Genomic DNA, 16,907 nt, shown 5'->3' with positions numbered 1-16,907 from the left:
GTAATTTTATTTTTGTTACCAAACATTATTTAACAATTTTCATCAAAAATTAGCAATTTATTTTTTTCTTTACACCAACCCATGATCACTTAATGGTAAAGAACGAATTCTTTTACCAGTAGCATTAAAAATAGCATTGCAAATTGCTGGGGCAATTGGTGGCACACCTGGCTCTCCAACCCCGGTAGGTTCGGTTTCCATATTATCAATTACAGTAACATCAATATTTGGTGCGTCTTTCATTCGTGTCATTTGATAATCAAAGAAATTATTTTGCTCAACTGCACCATCTTTTGCGGTTATTTTTCCATGCAAAGCAATCGACATTCCAAATATTGCAGCGCCCTCTAATTGATTGATAACATTATCTTTATTTAAGACCAAACCACAATCTATCGCAGACCAAACATTTTCTACTTTTACTTTATCATTCTTCACAGAGACCTCTACCACACTGGAAACATAACTGTAAAAACTATAATGTACAGCAAGTCCTAAACCATGATCTTCGGGTAATTTTCTTCCCCAATTGGCTTTTTTAGCAACAGTTTGTAATACATTTTTTAATCGTTTAGACTCAAATGGATGCGGAGATTTTCCTTTAGAAACTCTATCATTCCCCATTAAATCTAACTGAAATTGTAGCGGATCTTTATTTGCTTTCGCCGCCAATTCATCTACAAAAGAATTGATACCAAAACCACTGTGAATATGTACCACAGAACGCAACCAACCAATTCTAACATGCGCTTCTGCCTTGGCACTTTCTGTTCTAAAATTATCAACTTGGTAGGTGTCATTTGTAAAAGCACTTAATTCAAAACCAGAGGCATAATCAGACATTGGTTTAAAGGTTGACACAATAGATGGCAACGCAATTCGCTGAAACCAACCTGTAACATTTCCTTTATCATTTAACGCACCTTTAAAATATTGCGCACTAGTTGCATGATAATAACTGTGTTTGATATCATCTTCTCTTGTCCAAACAACTTGAACGGGTGCATTTATTTTTTTTGATAATGCAACTGCTTCAACAATATAATCTGGTTTTGATTTCCTTCCGAAACCACCTCCTAAAAAAGTAACGTTAATTGTTACATTCTCTTTATCAATCCCTAAATATTCTGCGGCTTCTGCCCTTGCCGTTTGTGGATCTTGAGACGGCGCCCAAACTTCACAAATTCCATCATGAAACCACGCTGTTGCATTCGGCACTTCCATTGGCGCATGTACTAAATGTGGTACATGATACGTAACTTCTACAGTTTCTGCTGCTTTTTTAAACGCTGTATTTATATTACCTTTTCCTCCAGGGATTACTTTTGCTTTTTTATGAACTCGATCCGTTATTTTTTTCTGAAAACTCTCTGAATTAAACGATGCATTATCTCCTTTGTTCCATTCAATTTCTAACGCACGTTTTCCTTGTATGGCAGACCATGTATTTCCTGCAACAACGGCAACACCACCTAACATTCCGAAAGGTCTTTCTACACGTTCCATTTCAACTACATTTTCTACACCAGCAATTGCCATAGTATCTTCTTTTTTATAACTTTTTACAGTTCCAAAAGTTACTGGACAACGTGCAATGGCTGCAAACTTCATATTAGGAATTCGGATATCAATTCCATAATTAGCAGTTCCATGTGTGAAATCTTTTAAATCGACACTTTTTAATTTTTTACCGATATATTTAAAGTCTTTTACTTCTTTTAATGTAACATCTTCAGCTGAAGGAACTTCTAATTTCATGGCATCATCAACCAAATCACCAAAGAAAATTTTCTTTTTATTAACTGAATTTACTACAAAATGATTTTCTGCTTTACAAACAGATGTTTCTACACCCCATTTTGTAGCCGCAGCCGAGATCAACATCATTTTTGCCATAGCTCCCATGGTTCGCATAGGCTCAAGCATCGTTCTTACACTTCTAGAACCATCTGTATTTTGATTCCCGTATTTTTCGTCACCTGTTGCTTGTTCTAAAGAAACATATTTCCAATCGGCTTCCATTTCATCAGCAATTGCTGAAGCTAAAGAAGTTCGTATTCCTTGTCCCATTTCCGAACGTGAAGCAACTAATAACAGACTTCCGTCCTTTTTTAAATGCACAAATAAATTGGGTTCAAAAGACGTCCCATCATCTATTCTTTTTATTTCTTTTTTATCGCTAGAAACATTACAACCTAAGATTAATCCACCAGAGGTTAAACCAAGTATTTTAACAAAACTTCTTCGATCTAAATTATAGTTTGTTTTCATGATGGATTGTTTTTAAGTGCTGCTGCTTTATGAATTGCTTTTCTGATACGCGTATAGGTTCCGCATCTACAAATATTTCCACTCATTGCTTTGTCAATATCTTCGTCTGTAGGATTCGAATTTTTATCTAATAAAGCGGTAGCAGCAATTAATTGCCCAGATTGACAATAGCCACATTGTGGAACATTTCCATCATTCCACGCTTCTCTAAGATGTTCTAAATTTTCTGAACTTCCTTCGATAGTAAATATTTCTTTGCCTGCTGCGTAGGAAACTGGAATGCTACAAGAGCGTGTTAAGTTTCCGTCTACTAAAACAGAACAAGCTCCGCATTGGCTTACACCACATCCAAATTTTGTTCCCGTTAGTCCAACTATATCTCTAATAGCCCATAATAATGGCATGTCGTCTGGAGCATCTACACGATGACTTTTTCCGTTGATTGTTATTTCTTGCACATTTGTAGTTTTAATGCTTTCAATTTACAACTTTTTTGAAAATTCTTTTAAAATTGATGTTAATTAAATTTTAAAATCAAATACTTAAAAATATTATTTAGTATTTTTGAGGACTAAAAATTGGTTAACCAATTTATATTTTAATTTATGTCACAAAAAAAAGTTCTTTATTTATTATTAATGCTTAGTTATTCTTCGTTTTCTCAAGTTACATTAACTGCTGATGGAGAAGGAAATACATACGAATTAATCAATTCGGTTTTAGCACCAAATTATAATGTGGTTGAAGTACCAGATTGTAATCACGTTAGTTTTGGAAGGCATATTGATGAAATTTTTGACGCAGATTTAAATAAACATGTTTTCAGATTTATCATTCATACTGAGAATGATAATGACCGTTGTCAGAAATTTGATAGACAACGGAATGAAATAAAAGCTTATGATAAAAGTCCAGAAAATTTATTAGGTGTTGTTGGCGAGCGTGTAATTTACAAATGGAAAATGAAAGTTGATAAAGATTTTCAAGCTTCTCCTAACTTTACTCATTTGCATCAATTAAAATCTGTAGGTGGTGATTATTCTTCAATACCTATGTATACATTAACTGCAAGAAAAGGGAATCCTGATAAGTTAGAGTTAAGATATACAAATACTAACAGTCAAAGTACCATAAAGAAAGTAGATTTATCATTATTAAAAGGGACTTGGGTAGAAATTACTGAAGACATTAGTTATGGCTCAAATAAAAATTACTCGTTAATAATTAAAAGAGTCGATAACCAAAATACTGTTTTTGAATACAGTAACAACAATACAATAAATTGGCAAAATGGAGCCGAATTTGTTAGACCAAAATGGGGAATTTATAGAAGTTTATTAAACGTTGCTGATTTAAGGGATGAAGAAGTATTGTTTGCAGATTTTAGTATTGAGCAAGTTTCTCCTTTATCAATAGAAGAATTATCACAAAACACTCAGACTATTAAAACGTACCCTAACCCAGTTAAAAAAAGGCTTTTCATTAAAGAAACAAATGAGCACCCCTTTAACTCAATCAATATTTTTGATGTTATGGGAAAATTAATTTTAGTAAAAAAATCAACCATAAAAGATTCAATTGATGTTTCAAATCTAAATAAAGGTATGTATTATTTTATCTTTAAAGTGGATCAAAAAATTGTAAGTAGAAACACAATAATCATCAACTAAATAAAATCATTTTAAATTTCTCTTTTATAATTCTAGCATATAAAATTACTGCTTAATTATGTTTAGTTTTTTTGTTACTTGATATAACATTTATTTTAATGTATATTTGTAATGATACCTTAATAAAAACTAAAACGATAATTAAATGGGGAAAAATATTTCTACACCACAGAATGGAGCAGTTGCTAATAACTCGGTTGATAGTAGAATAGCTGCAGTAAGAGATTTAATATTTTCGGAAAATATTCAACAATACGACGAACAATTTAATGATGTTAACTCAAAAATTGAAGCTCTTAGAAAAGAAACAGAAAGCAATCTTCATCAAACTACTCAAAGTATTGAGAAAAAGTTAGCAGATCTACAAAACCTTATGGAAAGTAGGTTTGACGCACTTACCAAAGACCTTGACAAAAGACTTGAAAAATTAGACGATACTAAAGCAGACAGAAGAAAACTAGGAAAAGCATTAGAAAAAATAGCTCTTACGTTACAGGGATAAATGAAAAAAACTATTGACAATAAAGATATTATTGACAAACGTTTTGAAATTCTCAAGGACCTTTTATTACAAGATGAAAGAGAAAACTTTAACACCTTAAAAGAAGAGGTTTTAGTTCAAGAGAAATTTTCTGGACGTGTTTCTCCTCTTGTAGATGAAAAAATAGAAGATCTTCGTGAAAATTTCCCAGAATATTTTGGAGATACGATTACCGAAACTATTAAAATTCAAATTAGAGATTCTCAAGACGAAGTTGTAGAAGCCCTGTACCCTATTATGGGTAAATTAATCAAGAAATTTATTGTTAAAGAAATTGCTGACTTATCAGATAGCATCAATCAAAAAATAAAAGAGTCCTTTTCTTTTAAAGAAAAAATAAAACGTTTTTTCAGAAATGATAAAAATGTTAATCAAGGTGATGAAATTTTACAAGATGTATTTGAGCCTATCTTAGAAGAGATATTTATTATAGAAAAAGATTCTGGCTTATTAGCGGGAAGTTATTCTAGAGGTAATATTGCTGATAAAGATATGGTTTCTGGCATGTTAACAGCAATTAAATCATTTGCTGAAGATGCTTTTTCTAAAGAAGGACAAAACTTAGAAGATATTAAATTTGAAACATTTCAATTAACCATACATAATTTTAAATCGATATACATTGCAATTGCAAGTTCTGGTATATTAACCCCTGGATTTAAAAACAAACTTTCTGATGACATTAATAGTTTAGCAGAAATCATTTTAAGAGATCGTTCTTTTTTATCTGATGAAACTAAATTAAATAGTTTAATAGAAGAAAGTTTAATTAACAATAAATAATTACTACATTTAGTAACTATAACCAAACTGAATGACTGCAAAAAAAGTATTACTTGTTGGTAATTTTGGAGTAGGCAAAACCTCGCTAATAAGAAGGTTTGTAAAAAGTGTCTTTTCCGAAGATTATATAAGTACTATTGGCGTAAGAGTTAGCACAAAAATAGTGGAGCATAAAAATGACACTATTAAGCTATTAATTTGGGACGTTTCTGGAACTATTGGGAAAGAAAAGCTACCAAAATCTTACTTTTTAGGCGCAAGCGCTGCCATGTATGTTTTTGATTTAAGCAGAAAAGAAACTTACGAAAATATTAAAGAAAACCTAGATAGCGTTAAAGAATTATCGGGTTTAAAAAACATTATAGTAGCAGGAAACAAAAAAGATCTAGTAACTACTAAAGAATTAAATAAAATTAAAGACTTAGTAAACGTAGATTTTTTTACCAGTGCAAAAGAAGATGAAAATGTAGAAGATGCTTTTCAGCTTTTAGCAGAAAAATCGTTAAAATAAACCTTATTAATATTGATAATATCACCTAAAATAGAAAAAACATTTATTCAATTAGAATTAGATTTTTCTGGTGTTATTAAAAACATTCTTTCGGGTACTTTTGCAAAAAAAGAATTTAAAATTAACGATTCTATTTATGAAACCTGTTCTTTTTTAGAAGCTACATTAGATGCTTTAATTCTTAATAAAGAATTTGAAATGGATGGTATGGTAATTACCTCATCCAATAAAGAATTTAATATAGATATTGAGCTATTAAAAAATGAAGATTCCATTACTGTTACTATTTTAGATAGAACTTCTACCTACAAATACATCACAAAATTAAACCAGAATAGAAACGATATTTTTTTAGTAAAAAGCAAACTTGATAAACAAAACAAAGAGCTTGACACACTAAAAAAACGTGCAGAAAAATTGAACAAAGAAAAATCTCGATTTTTAGCGATTATGAGTCATGAGATTAGAAATCCTTTAAATTCAATTTTAGGTTTTGCTGATTTAATTTTTTCTAACGTTAAAAATCCTGAGATTAAAAAGTATGCAGAATCTTTAGTTATTTCTGGCAAAAATTTGAAAGTAATTGTAAATGATATTTTAGACTTCTCTAGAATTGAAGCAGGTAAACTAGACTTATCTGAAACACCAATTTCAATTAAAGAGATTGTAGAGAATGTAATTAACAATTTTAAACTTCATAACAGCAAAAGTCATATAAAATTAAGCAGTGCTATTTCAGACGAAATACCTGAATCTGTTATTGGAGACTCAGTTAGAATTTCTCAAATCCTTATAAACTTAATTGGTAATTCTCTAAAATTCACCAACGACGGTAGCATCACTATAGAAGTTGATGTACAGTCTATTAAAAAAAATAAAGTTATCCTAAGTTTTAAGGTTAAGGATACTGGTAGAGGGATGACACCTAAACAATTAGGTAAGATTTTTAAAGAATACGAGCAGACAGATATAGATGATAATAGAGTTTTTGGAGGTGCGGGCTTAGGTTTATCCATTGTAAAATTGTTAACCGAATCTATGAAAGGTAAGGTTATTGTTGATAGCGAATTACATATTGGAACGACCTTTACTATAAATATTCCTTTCGAAAAACCATTAGAAACTAAAAAAGTTGTTGAAACTAAAGTAAACGACACTTCTAAAGTTAACGGTTTAGAAATTTTATATGCTGACGATGATGAGTTTAACCGAATGATTGCCGTTCATTTATTAAAGAAAATGGGCGCAAAAACAACTATTGTAAACGATGGTTTAGAAGCATTTAATAAACTAAAAGAACAAAAATTCGACCTTGTTTTATTAGATATTCACATGCCGCACATGACAGGTGAAGAGTTAATAAAGCAAAAAGAATTGTTTTTAAAACATAATGCTACCATACCTGCATTAGCAATTACTGGAAACACAAGTGTAGATGATATTAGACGTTATAAAAAACTTGGTTTTTCTAGAGTAATTTCTAAACCCTATACGTCAAATGAGCTTTTAGAAGTGATAAATTCTGTTTTAGAAAATTAATAAACTTTAAAAACTGGCATTCTTAAATGCGCCTTTTCATAATGTGGCGTTTGTTTATAAATCCAATATAATTGCGCTCTAGAATTTTTAGCAAAATCAACATTACTTTTTAATTTCTCTTCATAAGCTAATTTTATTGCTGGATTTTCTTTTAAAAATTGCTCAGCAACATCTTCAAAAACATAAGGAGAATATCCTTCTTTTTGCTGCAAAATTGTATCAAAAAAATTCCAATTATAAAATGAATCTACCGCTTCTGCTTCTAAGGTTTCAATAATATATCGTATTCCATTTTGATTCGTAGGAATATAAATAGCACCTTTTTTAAAATGAATCTCTTCTTTTGATTTTGTTACGGAAGTATTGTAATGTAAATAATGACCTTCATAGGCTGATTTTCTCGTTTTATAATCTGCAATATGATTCACCTCAACAGTTATAACTGTGTCCTTTTTTATTCGAGTAAATTCGATGTTATTGTTTTCTAATCGATCAATAATTTTATGCCAACCTTGTTGTAAAATATATGCTTTAGGAATCGTTACTTTTTTTGTAGCAACATAGTTATTGAAATAATTAACCTCTTTTTTAAAAGGCTTCGTTTTATCATAAAACAACCGTTTACCAGTTGTTACCTTACTATCAATTATTTCTCCTTCATAGCCTTTAAAAGAAAATGTTGATGGATTTTCTTTATCAACTTTAAAAGTAATCGGATATGTTTTTTTATCGATTAATTCTTGAACTACATTTTTTCTTAATTCTTTAATTTTTACTGATTGATTCTCTGTAAAATCTAAGGTAGAAAATAGTAATTCATACGTTTGTTCTACTCTAGTTTTATACGGTTTTAACATGTGAGTTTCAACCATTAAACCAAACGTATTAAATAAGGTTGTGTATCCTGTTGAGTATCTTGGCGAATCAAAAAACTGACTCCATCCTTTTTCTGGAGTTGTACCCCAAACATTAACATAGGGTGTAATATCAATTCCCTTTTTATTGAGAGAGTTTTCTAAATCAGGTCGCATTTCTTCTTCCAAAAAAGCACCTAGCTTCCCTCCTAATTTATTATGTTGCGTATACAAATGTGTAATTGCGTATTGATAATCTGCTCCATTACTTACATGATTATCTACAAATACATCTGGATTCACAGCATGAAATATTTCTGCAAAAGCAACAGCATTTTTTGTGTCTTGTTTTATAAAATCTCTATTTAAATCAAAATTTCTAGCGTTTCCTCTAAAACCATATTCTTTTGGTCCTTGTTGATTTGCTCTCGTATGCGAATTTCTATTTAATGCACCACCAATATTATACACAGGAATTACACAAATCAAGGAGTTTTTATATTTAGTTTTTAACGAATCATTTTTTACTATATCACGTAATAATAACATCGAAGCATCAATTCCGTCAGATTCTCCAGGGTGAATTCCATTATTAATTAATACCCGATTTTTAGAGCTAGTCTTTATTTTATTTAAGTCAGTTTTTCCATCAGTATTAAAAACAACTAAATGTAAAGGTTTTCCAGAGTCGGTTTCACCTATTTCAAATAATGAAATTTCGCTAAAACTATTGGCTAAATCTTTATAATAAGAAATTACGGCTTCATATTCTGGAGTTTCAGTTCCGCCTGATTTTTCAAATAGGGTTGTAAAATCTTTTTCAGCTTCTTTTTTTTCTTGCTGACATGAAACTATCAAAATAAAAATCAGAAAATATTGTAGTAGCCTTTTCAAAATTAAATACTTTTAGTTAATTATATAAGATATCTCGACTCCGCTTGATATAACAGTTAAATATTGCTATTTTATTTTAACCGAAGGAGGAATTAACTGTGTTGCATCACCTCCATTTCGCATGATATCTCTCACAATCGAAGAACTAATAAAAGACGTATCTGCACTAGTTAATAAAAACACAGTCTCAATGCCTGATAATTTTCTATTGGTTTGTGCAATTGCTTTTTCAAACTCAAAATCGGCAGGATTTCTTAATCCACGTAAAATAAAATCAGCATTGATGCTTTTACAATAATCTACTGTTAAACCAGAATAAGTTTCTACAGAAATTTTGTCTTCAGCAAAAAAAGTGCTTCCGATAAAGTTCTTACGTTCATCTAAAGAAAACATGTAATTCTTCTTAGCGTTTACGCCAATAGCAATAATTATTTCATCAAAAAGTGGAATGGCTCTTCTAATAATATCTACATGACCTAATGTTATTGGATCAAATGACCCTGGGAATACAGCTTTTTTCATAATAAAAATGTTTAATCGTTTATTTGTTTAAAAATTCATCTGTTTTACAAATAAACATATAACAAATCAACTTGCTTTTAAAGCGGTTTCAATAGCATTAGAAAATAACGCTTGTAAAGAAATCCCTGCTTCATTAGCTTGTTGAGGTAAAATACTTTCTTCTGTTAAACCTGGAACTGTATTCATTTCTAAGAAATGTGGAATTCCATCTACCAAAATATATTCTGATCGTGAAAAACCAGACATATTTAAAATTTCATATACTTTTTTAGCGATTTCTCGTACTCGTTTCTCTTCATCATCAGAAATTCTTGCTGGTGTAATTTCTTGCGATTTCCCTTCGTATTTAGCTTCATAATCAAAGAAGTCATTTTCAGTAACAATTTCTGTAATTGGCAATACTTTCGTTTTTCCTTTATATTGAATTACTCCAACCGAAACTTCTGTTCCATCTAAAAAAGACTCAATTAAAATTTCTGAATCTTCTGCATACGCTTTTTCTAACGCAGGATTCATTTCTTCTTTTGTGTGAGCTTTTGAAATTCCAAAACTAGAACCCGCATTATTTGGTTTTATAAAACAAGGCAAACCAACTTTTTCAATAATAGCATCTAAGTTTATTGCATCACCTTGATTTAAATATACTGATGTTGCAGCAGGAATTCCGTATTGTTTTACAACACTTAAGGTATCACGTTTATTAAACGTTAACGCCATTTGATAAAAAGATGCTGACGTATGTTTTAATCCTATTAAATCAAAATACGCTAAAACAGTTCCGTTTTCTCCTGGCGAACCGTGAATTGCATTAAATACACAATCGAAAATAACTTTACTACCATTACGTGAAAAAGAAAAATCGTTTTTATCAATTGGATATTCAGTATTCTCATCATCTAAAACCGTCCAACCTTCTTGTAAAACATGAACTCTATATGGATTATATTTTTCTTTATCTACATGATTATAGACAACATTTCCACTTTTTAAAGAGATATCAACTTCCGAAGAATATCCACCCATAATGATGGCAATATTTTTTTTCATAATTTGGGATCAATAAAACAAATTTATCAAAATATAAATAGAATCCACAACGTTTACTTTTTATATATTTGTGAAACCAAAAAATCAGTACATGAGTTTACTTCAGTTCTTAAAAAGCAAGGCGTTTTTAAAACAAATAGGATTGGCAATTTTAGGATTGTTAGCTTTTATTTTTATTTTAAATTGGTGGTTGGGTTTTAGCACAAATCATAGTCAAAAAATTCAAGTTCCAGATTTACAAAAAATGTCATTGGCTGAAGTTCAAAAAAAATTAACCGATTTAGAATTAGACTTTATTGTGATTGATTCTGCAAGTTTTAATCCAAATTACCCTATAAAATCTGTGATTGAGCAAAATCCAGAAGCTGGCGATTTTGTAAAAGAGCAACGTAAAATATACTTAACCTTAAATCCGTCTAGATTTAGAGATGTTAAAATCCCTGAATTACTAGGAAGAACTAAACGTCAAGTAGTTACACAATTAAGTGCTATTGGTTTTAAAGTTGGTAAGTTTACATTTATTCCAGATTTAGGAAAAAACGTTGTAAGAGGTTTCCGATTTAAAGGCGAAAAAGTAAATCCAGGAGATAAATTACCTAAAAACTCTGTGATAGACTTAGTTTTAGGTGATGGAAATGGGTATTAGTTAGATGTTAGTAAAAACAATAAAGTTTAAATACTTTGTTTCCCTTAAATTATAGAAGTGCAAGAGAATAATCCACAAGATTTAGAGAACGACGAATTATACGAGCATTATCGATTTACTGCAGGTAGTGGTCAAGAACCATTACGTGTCGATAAATTTTTAATGAATTTTGTAGAAAATGCTACTAGAAACAAAGTGCAACAAGCTGCAAAAGCGGGTAATGTTTTGGTAAATGATGTTGCCGTAAAATCGAACTACAAAGTTAAACCTAATGATGTTGTACGAGTAGTTTTGGCACATCCACCACACGAAAATTTATTGGTTGCAGAAGATATTCCGTTAGACATTGTTTATGAAGATGATACTGTAATTGTTGTCAATAAATCTGCAGGAATGGTTGTGCATCCTGGTCATGGAAATTATTCTGGGACCTTGGTAAACGGATTAATTCATCATATAGAAAATTTACCGACCAATTCTAACGAACGCCCAGGTTTGGTTCATAGAATTGATAAAGATACCAGTGGATTATTAGTAGTTGCCAAAACGGAATTTGCCATGGCACACTTATCTAAGCAATTTTTTGACAGAACTACAGAGCGTTTGTATTACGCTTTGGTTTGGGGACATATGGATGAAGATGAAGGCAAAATTGAAGGACATATTGGACGTAGTTTAAAAAACCGTTTACAGATGTCTGTTTTTCCTGATGGTGATTTTGGAAAACATGCAGTCACTCATTTTAAAGTTTTAGAAAGATTAACGTATGTTACCCTAGTACAGTGTAAATTAGAGACTGGAAGAACACATCAAATTAGAGCGCATTTTAAACATATTGGACATACTCTTTTTAATGACGAACGTTATGGTGGAGATGATATTTTAAAAGGTACTACGTTTACTAAATACAAACAGTTTGTACAAAACTGTTTTAAAACATTGCCAAGACAAGCATTGCATGCAAAAACCCTAGGATTTACTCACCCAACTACTGGAGAGTTTATGCAATTTAATTCTGAAGTTCCTGAGGATATTAGCAACTGTTTAGAAAAATGGCGTACCTATTCTGAGAATTCTAAGGATATAGATTAAAGTTTTGGAGCTGGTTGATTCCAATTAGCTAAATGTTGAACAATTCCTGAATAAAATTCAATAACCATTTTCTCTATTAATGCAATAAATTTTTTATTGCTTCCAAAACTTGCATTAAATTTTGACATTAAAACAATATTAAATGCCTGAATTTCTTTTCCCTTGGTATCTTGTAACAAAATTTCAAAACCCGTTATAGGAATTCTTATATTTTCTCTTGCATGCTTAACATTTGCTTCAATTAATAAATCTTTTTCTAAAGTAGAAAACACTAATTCATTTTTCTTTTTTGCTGACTCTAATTGTTTTCCTATCCAAGTTATTTTAGCAATTGTTCCTTTATTTTGCGGAGGGTTTACCTTTACCGCCATAGAAACTGTTTTAACTTCAAAATCTAATCTTATTTTTATATTTGAAACAGAATTTTTCACACTTAAGTTACCAAATAATTCTTCACTTTTCACAATTCTTCTTACATCATCCTTAACACTGTCTTTATTTCTATTTGTAGATTTAACTAAAACCCCAAGTTTTCTACTTAAGAATAAAGCCATATCTTTTTCCTCCTCATGCCAACTTTCTACAGCTTCAATAAGACTAGTATCTGTAACCCTTAAAGGAATTCTGTTAGAAATATTATCAACAGTTTCTTTCCAGCCTTTTTTCATCATATGATAACCATTGATACCTGAAGTTGGACTGTCAAAATAATATAAAACTTCCTTCATTATTTCTACCTGATCCTCATCCTTTATGTTTGCATCATTTTTAAAAAGCAACAATTGACCTTTGGTCATTAGATATGTCCAAGAAAAATGATATAAAGAAAAATTTCTTGGTGCTTTTGCATTCACAGGCGACAAGCTTGAATCAGAAACAAATTCATTTGAAATTGTAGCCATTTTAGAAACACCAATCTTTTTACAAAGATTAATATATTTTTCAACTTGATTTTTATCCACACTATTGTTTTTGTTTTTCATTTCAAAAACAACTGCATCTTTAATTATTCCTTTTGAAACAACTAATATCAACCCATCTATTCTAGAGCTTGTATTAATATCATTAAAGACCACTTCTGTTAAATAATAAATTTTTCCAATTTTACTAAGCTTAATTTCCTTAAATATTGAGTTTCTATACTCTCTAATTAATTTAATAGATGATAAAAAAATTGAAGTTAAAGCACCTTCATCTCCAGTTTTAAGCAATGGAATCAATCTTGCCTCTTGAGAGATTATTTGACCAGATTCTTTAAAGCTTAAAAAATCTTCATATTTAAGCCCTATAAGCTTTGAGAATTTTTTCTTATGCATATTATATTTTTATACTAAAATAGTAAAAAAAACTTAAGGTTATTTTTTTTATAAATTTCACAAATACTATTATCAATTTTAAAATCACTAAAATTTGAATTTTCTTTATTTGAATTGTACTTTTACATTATAACAATTCAACATTTAAAAGCATCAACATTTTTCAGTATGAAAATAATCATATCTCCAGCCAAATCATTAGATTTTGAGACTAAAGCTAACACAAGCTTGCATACACAACCTCAGTTTTTAGATCAATCAGAAAAACTAAACAAGAAACTAAAAACGTTGTCTAGAAAAAAGTTGGGCGATTTAATGAGTATTTCTTCTGCGTTAGCCGAATTAAATTACGAGCGTAATCAAACATGGCAACCTCCTTTTAATTTAGATAATGCTAAACAAGCTATTTATGCTTTTACTGGTGAAGTTTTTAGAGGAATAGATGTAACCACTTTATCCGAAGAAAAATTGCCTTTATTGCAAAACAATTTACGCATTTTATCAGGTTTATATGGTTTATTAAAACCGTTAGATTTAATTCAACCGTATCGTTTAGAAATGGGTACACGCATAAAGGTTGGAAGAAAAGATAACTTGTATAAATTCTGGGGAGACGAACTTGCCAATACTTTAAACAGCGAAATAGAAGATGATGAGTTACTTGTAAATTTAGCCAGTTCAGAATACTTTAAAGCAGTAAATCAAAAAGTATTAAAAGTCTCCATGATAACTCCTGTTTTTAAAGATTTTAAAAACGGGCAATACAAAACCATTATGACTTTTGCTAAAAAAGCACGTGGATTAATGGTACGTTATATCATCGATAATAATATTAAAACCATAGAAGATTTAAAAGGTTTTAATGTAGATAAATACGGGTTTTCAGAGAGTATGTCTTCAGAAACGGAATTGGTATTTACACGATAGTGAAAATCGACAAAAAATATATTTATATAACCTTACTTTTATTTTTAATAGAGGTATTGATAGCAACTTTTTTTAAAGATAAATTTATAAGACCTATTTTAGGTGATGTTTTAGTAGTGATATTATTATTCTCTTTTTGTAGAATTTTTTATCACGGAAATTCAATAAAATTAATTATTGGAGTTTTAATATTTGCTTTTATAATTGAAATATTGCAATATTTTCAATTTGCTTCTCTCTTGGGTTTAGAAAATAATAAAATTGCAAAAATAGTTTTAGGCTCAACTTTCGATTGGCTAGATTTATTAGCTTACTCAATTGGCGCTTTATTATGTTTCCCTTTAGATAACAAATTAACAATCAACTATTCTAACTGTAACAGCTAATCCACCTTCAGAAGTTTCTTTATAATTACGGTTCATATCTTTAGCGGTTTCCCACATCGTATCAATTACTTTATCTAATGGGACTAATGATTCTTTAGGATTTGTTTCCAAAGCTAATTCTGCTGCATTAATTGCTTTTATTGCCCCCATTGCATTCCGTTCTATACATGGAACTTGAACCAAACCTCCTATTGGATCACAGGTTAAACCTAAATGATGTTCCATAGCAATTTCTGCTGCCACTAAACATTGTGCAGGAGTTCCGTCTAACAATTCTGTTAATGCCGCCGCCGCCATAGCCGAAGAAACACCAATCTCTGCCTGACAACCTCCCATTGCTGCAGAAATTGTAGCATTTTTCTTAAAAATACTTCCAATTTCTCCAGCCGTTAACAAGAATTTTTTAATATGTTCAAAATCAGCTTCGTGATTTTCAATCACTAAATAATACATTAAAACAGCAGGAATTACACCAGCACTTCCATTTGTTGGCGCAGTTACAACTCTTCCTAAAGAGGCATTTACTTCATTGGTAGAAAGCGCAAAACAACTCACCCACTTTAAAATTTCTCTAAATTTTACTTCCGAATTCCTAATGGCAGAAATCCATTCGTTTGCATTGGTATACTTTCCGTCTTTTATCAACTTTTTATGCGAATCGAAAGCTCTTCGTTTTACATTTAATCCTCCAGGAAGTTTTCCTTCAGTATGGCAACCAATATACATGCATTCTAGCATGGTATCCCAGATTCTTTTTAACTCGATATCTATTTCTTCTTTACTTCTAAGTTCAAGTTCATTATTTAAAACAATATCAGAAATTAACAGATTTTCGTTCTCACAATATTCTTCTAATTGAACAGCTCTATTAATTGGAAATGGAAAATTTTGCTTAGTTATTGCTATTTCTTCTGATAGTGAATCGGTTTCTTTCACAATAAAACCACCGCCAATAGAATAATATGTTTCTGTTGAAATTTCTTTTCCTTTAGAAAAACCTCTAAAGGTAAGTCCGTTAGAATGAAATGGTAAAAAGTCTTTATTAAAAACAACATTTTCAATCGAAAAATTGATTTCTTTCTCATTATTAAAATGTAACTTCTTATTACTTTTAATTTGATTGATAATTGTATCAATATCTGCAATCGGAATATATTCTGGGTCCGTTCCACTTAACCCTAACAGTATTGCAAAATCTGTAGCATGACCTTTTCCTGTTAATGAAAGCGAACCATATAAATCTATTTTAATTCCATCGATAGAATCAAAGAGATTTGTTTCTTTTATTCTTGTAATCCATTGCTGTGCAGCTCTCCAAGGACCTAAGGTATGAGAACTAGATGGGCCTACACCAACCTTAAGCATATCAAAAACACTAATAAATTGCACATTCTTATTTTTTACATATAATAATGCCGTAAATGTAAAAAATCCAACTCAATGAGTTGGATTTTTATTATTATTTTAAAAGAAGAAATCTTTAGAATCCGTAAACAGATTCTTTATCGAATTTTTTCATTAACATGTAGTACACTACAGCTCTATATTTTTTTCTTTCAGACTTTCCAATTCTATCCATTACTTCTTCAATACCAGCGTCTAATTCTTTGCTATCCTTTAACCCTAATTTTTTAATTAAGTAATTATTTTTAACAGTTGCTAATTCTTTCGGATCAGAACCAGAAACAGTCTCTGCATCTGCTTTATAAATAGATGGGCCTAAACCTTTTGTTACAGCTGCTAATAATTCTGTGTTTGAACGTAGATCTCTATCGTCCATAAATTTTTTATACAAAGCTACTTTTTCGTCAAATTTACTCATGATTTATTGTTTTTTTTGTGGTTTAATTATATTAAAATTAAGCAATTACCCAAATATACTAAAAAAAGGCACTGCTTAAAAATGTA

17 protein-coding genes are annotated in these 16,907 nt (G+C 30.3%); 9 read left to right on the top strand and 8 right to left on the bottom strand.

The annotated features are described in order from the left end of the window. Nucleotides 1–69: 69 nt before the first annotated feature. Together OD91_RS11760 and OD91_RS11755 are read right to left on the bottom strand one after the other, a co-directional pair. A complete protein-coding gene (locus tag OD91_RS11760; RefSeq protein WP_144896579.1) occupies nt 70–2,271 on the bottom strand; it encodes a xanthine dehydrogenase family protein molybdopterin-binding subunit in 2,202 nt (733 codons plus the stop codon). Beyond that, nucleotides 2,268–2,729 carry a (2Fe-2S)-binding protein gene (locus OD91_RS11755; RefSeq protein WP_144896578.1) on the bottom strand — a complete coding sequence of 154 codons (462 nt, stop codon included), beginning with the start codon at nt 2,727–2,729 and terminating at the stop codon, nt 2,268–2,270. Before OD91_RS11755 ends, OD91_RS11760 begins: the two co-directional genes overlap by 4 nt. Nucleotides 2,730–2,876: 147 nt before the next feature. On the opposite strand from OD91_RS11755, the gene OD91_RS11750 reads away from it, so the two are divergent. From OD91_RS11750 to OD91_RS11725, 5 genes are all read left to right on the top strand, one after another. After that, nucleotides 2,877–3,941 carry a T9SS type A sorting domain-containing protein gene (locus OD91_RS11750; RefSeq protein ID WP_144896577.1) on the top strand — a complete coding sequence of 355 codons (1,065 nt, stop codon included), beginning with the start codon at nt 2,877–2,879 and terminating at the stop codon, nt 3,939–3,941. Nucleotides 3,942–4,086: 145 nt separating this feature from the next. Beyond that, nucleotides 4,087–4,443, top strand: coding sequence for a hypothetical protein (locus OD91_RS11740; RefSeq protein WP_144896576.1), 357 nt, complete (start codon nt 4,087–4,089; stop codon nt 4,441–4,443). Continuing rightward, a complete protein-coding gene (locus tag OD91_RS11735) occupies nt 4,444–5,265 on the top strand; it encodes a cell envelope biogenesis protein OmpA (protein ID WP_144896575.1) in 822 nt (273 codons plus the stop codon). It begins immediately after the preceding gene. A 31-nt stretch (nt 5,266–5,296) separates the two neighbouring features. After that, nucleotides 5,297–5,776 carry a Rab family GTPase gene (locus OD91_RS11730; protein WP_144896574.1) on the top strand — a complete coding sequence of 160 codons (480 nt, stop codon included), beginning with the start codon at nt 5,297–5,299 and terminating at the stop codon, nt 5,774–5,776. Nucleotides 5,777–5,788: 12 nt separating this feature from the next. Next, complete coding sequence (locus OD91_RS11725) at nt 5,789–7,315, top strand: ATP-binding protein (protein WP_144896573.1); 1,527 nt, start codon at nt 5,789–5,791, stop codon at nt 7,313–7,315. Here OD91_RS11725 and OD91_RS11720 read toward each other — a convergent pair. From OD91_RS11720 to OD91_RS11710, 3 genes are all read right to left on the bottom strand, one after another. Beyond that, entirely contained in the window at nt 7,312–9,063 is a 1,752-nt protein-coding gene (locus OD91_RS11720) for a M14 family metallopeptidase (protein WP_255513246.1), read from the bottom strand. The two genes, OD91_RS11725 and OD91_RS11720, sit on opposite strands and share 4 nt — an antisense overlap. A gap of 66 nt (nt 9,064–9,129) precedes the next feature. Then, on the bottom strand, nt 9,130–9,585 hold the full coding sequence (coaD, locus tag OD91_RS11715; RefSeq protein ID WP_144896571.1) for a pantetheine-phosphate adenylyltransferase: 456 nt from the start codon (nt 9,583–9,585) through the stop codon (nt 9,130–9,132). 66 nt (nt 9,586–9,651) lie between these two features. Beyond that, entirely contained in the window at nt 9,652–10,632 is a 981-nt protein-coding gene (locus OD91_RS11710) for a D-alanine--D-alanine ligase (RefSeq protein WP_144896570.1), read from the bottom strand. Nucleotides 10,633–10,723: 91 nt separating this feature from the next. On the opposite strand from OD91_RS11710, the gene OD91_RS11705 reads away from it, so the two are divergent. Together OD91_RS11705 and OD91_RS11700 are read left to right on the top strand one after the other, a co-directional pair. After that, complete coding sequence (locus tag OD91_RS11705; RefSeq protein WP_144896569.1) at nt 10,724–11,278, top strand: PASTA domain-containing protein; 555 nt, start codon at nt 10,724–10,726, stop codon at nt 11,276–11,278. Nucleotides 11,279–11,335: 57 nt separating this feature from the next. Beyond that, the gene (locus OD91_RS11700) at nt 11,336–12,370 is read left to right on the top strand and encodes an RluA family pseudouridine synthase (protein WP_144896568.1); all 1,035 of its coding nucleotides are present in this window, start codon (nt 11,336–11,338) and stop codon (nt 12,368–12,370) included. Here OD91_RS11700 and OD91_RS11695 read toward each other — a convergent pair. Then, nucleotides 12,367–13,686: a hypothetical protein gene (locus OD91_RS11695; protein ID WP_144896567.1), complete on the bottom strand. Its 1,320-nt coding sequence runs from the start codon at nt 13,684–13,686 to the stop codon at nt 12,367–12,369. The genes OD91_RS11700 and OD91_RS11695 overlap by 4 nt on opposite strands. Nucleotides 13,687–13,854: 168 nt before the next feature. Here OD91_RS11695 and yaaA point away from each other — a divergent pair, with 168 nt between their 5' ends. Continuing rightward, nucleotides 13,855–14,613 carry a peroxide stress protein YaaA gene (gene yaaA, locus OD91_RS11690; RefSeq protein ID WP_144896566.1) on the top strand — a complete coding sequence of 253 codons (759 nt, stop codon included), beginning with the start codon at nt 13,855–13,857 and terminating at the stop codon, nt 14,611–14,613. A gap of 56 nt (nt 14,614–14,669) precedes the next feature. Beyond that, nucleotides 14,670–14,999 carry a DUF2809 domain-containing protein gene (locus tag OD91_RS11685; protein WP_255513245.1) on the top strand — a complete coding sequence of 110 codons (330 nt, stop codon included), beginning with the start codon at nt 14,670–14,672 and terminating at the stop codon, nt 14,997–14,999. Here the strand turns inward: OD91_RS11685 and OD91_RS11680 are convergent. Together OD91_RS11680 and OD91_RS11675 are read right to left on the bottom strand one after the other, a co-directional pair. Further along, nucleotides 14,967–16,388: an L-serine ammonia-lyase gene (locus tag OD91_RS11680; RefSeq protein ID WP_186434449.1), complete on the bottom strand. Its 1,422-nt coding sequence runs from the start codon at nt 16,386–16,388 to the stop codon at nt 14,967–14,969. The two genes, OD91_RS11685 and OD91_RS11680, sit on opposite strands and share 33 nt — an antisense overlap. Nucleotides 16,389–16,479: 91 nt before the next feature. Then, nucleotides 16,480–16,821 (bottom strand): DUF2853 family protein, encoded by a 342-nt coding sequence (locus OD91_RS11675; protein ID WP_144896564.1) that lies wholly within the window; start codon nt 16,819–16,821, stop codon nt 16,480–16,482. Nucleotides 16,822–16,907 lie beyond the last annotated feature (86 nt).

It is taken from the genome of Lutibacter sp. Hel_I_33_5 (assembly GCF_007827455.1).
Classification (GTDB): domain Bacteria; phylum Bacteroidota; class Bacteroidia; order Flavobacteriales; family Flavobacteriaceae; genus Polaribacter.
This window is presented reverse-complemented; position numbering and strand designations above follow the sequence as displayed.

Excerpts from the sequence above, each read along its gene's own strand:
- OD91_RS11735 (WP_144896575.1), top strand. The coding sequence starts at position 4,444 with ATGAAAAAAACTATTGACAATAAAGATATTATTGACAAACGTTTTGAA.
- OD91_RS11730 (WP_144896574.1), top strand. The coding sequence starts at position 5,297 with ATGACTGCAAAAAAAGTATTACTTGTTGGTAATTTTGGAGTAGGCAAA.
- coaD (WP_144896571.1), bottom strand. The coding sequence starts at position 9,585 with ATGAAAAAAGCTGTATTCCCAGGGTCATTTGATCCAATAACATTAGGT.
- OD91_RS11750 (WP_144896577.1), top strand. The coding sequence starts at position 2,877 with ATGTCACAAAAAAAAGTTCTTTATTTATTATTAATGCTTAGTTATTCT.
- OD91_RS11675 (WP_144896564.1), bottom strand. The coding sequence starts at position 16,821 with ATGAGTAAATTTGACGAAAAAGTAGCTTTGTATAAAAAATTTATGGAC.
- OD91_RS11695 (WP_144896567.1), bottom strand. The coding sequence starts at position 13,686 with ATGCATAAGAAAAAATTCTCAAAGCTTATAGGGCTTAAATATGAAGAT.
- yaaA (WP_144896566.1), top strand. The coding sequence starts at position 13,855 with ATGAAAATAATCATATCTCCAGCCAAATCATTAGATTTTGAGACTAAA.
- OD91_RS11740 (WP_144896576.1), top strand. The coding sequence starts at position 4,087 with ATGGGGAAAAATATTTCTACACCACAGAATGGAGCAGTTGCTAATAAC.
- OD91_RS11760 (WP_144896579.1), bottom strand. The coding sequence starts at position 2,271 with ATGAAAACAAACTATAATTTAGATCGAAGAAGTTTTGTTAAAATACTT.
- OD91_RS11705 (WP_144896569.1), top strand. The coding sequence starts at position 10,724 with ATGAGTTTACTTCAGTTCTTAAAAAGCAAGGCGTTTTTAAAACAAATA.
- OD91_RS11710 (WP_144896570.1), bottom strand. The coding sequence starts at position 10,632 with ATGAAAAAAAATATTGCCATCATTATGGGTGGATATTCTTCGGAAGTT.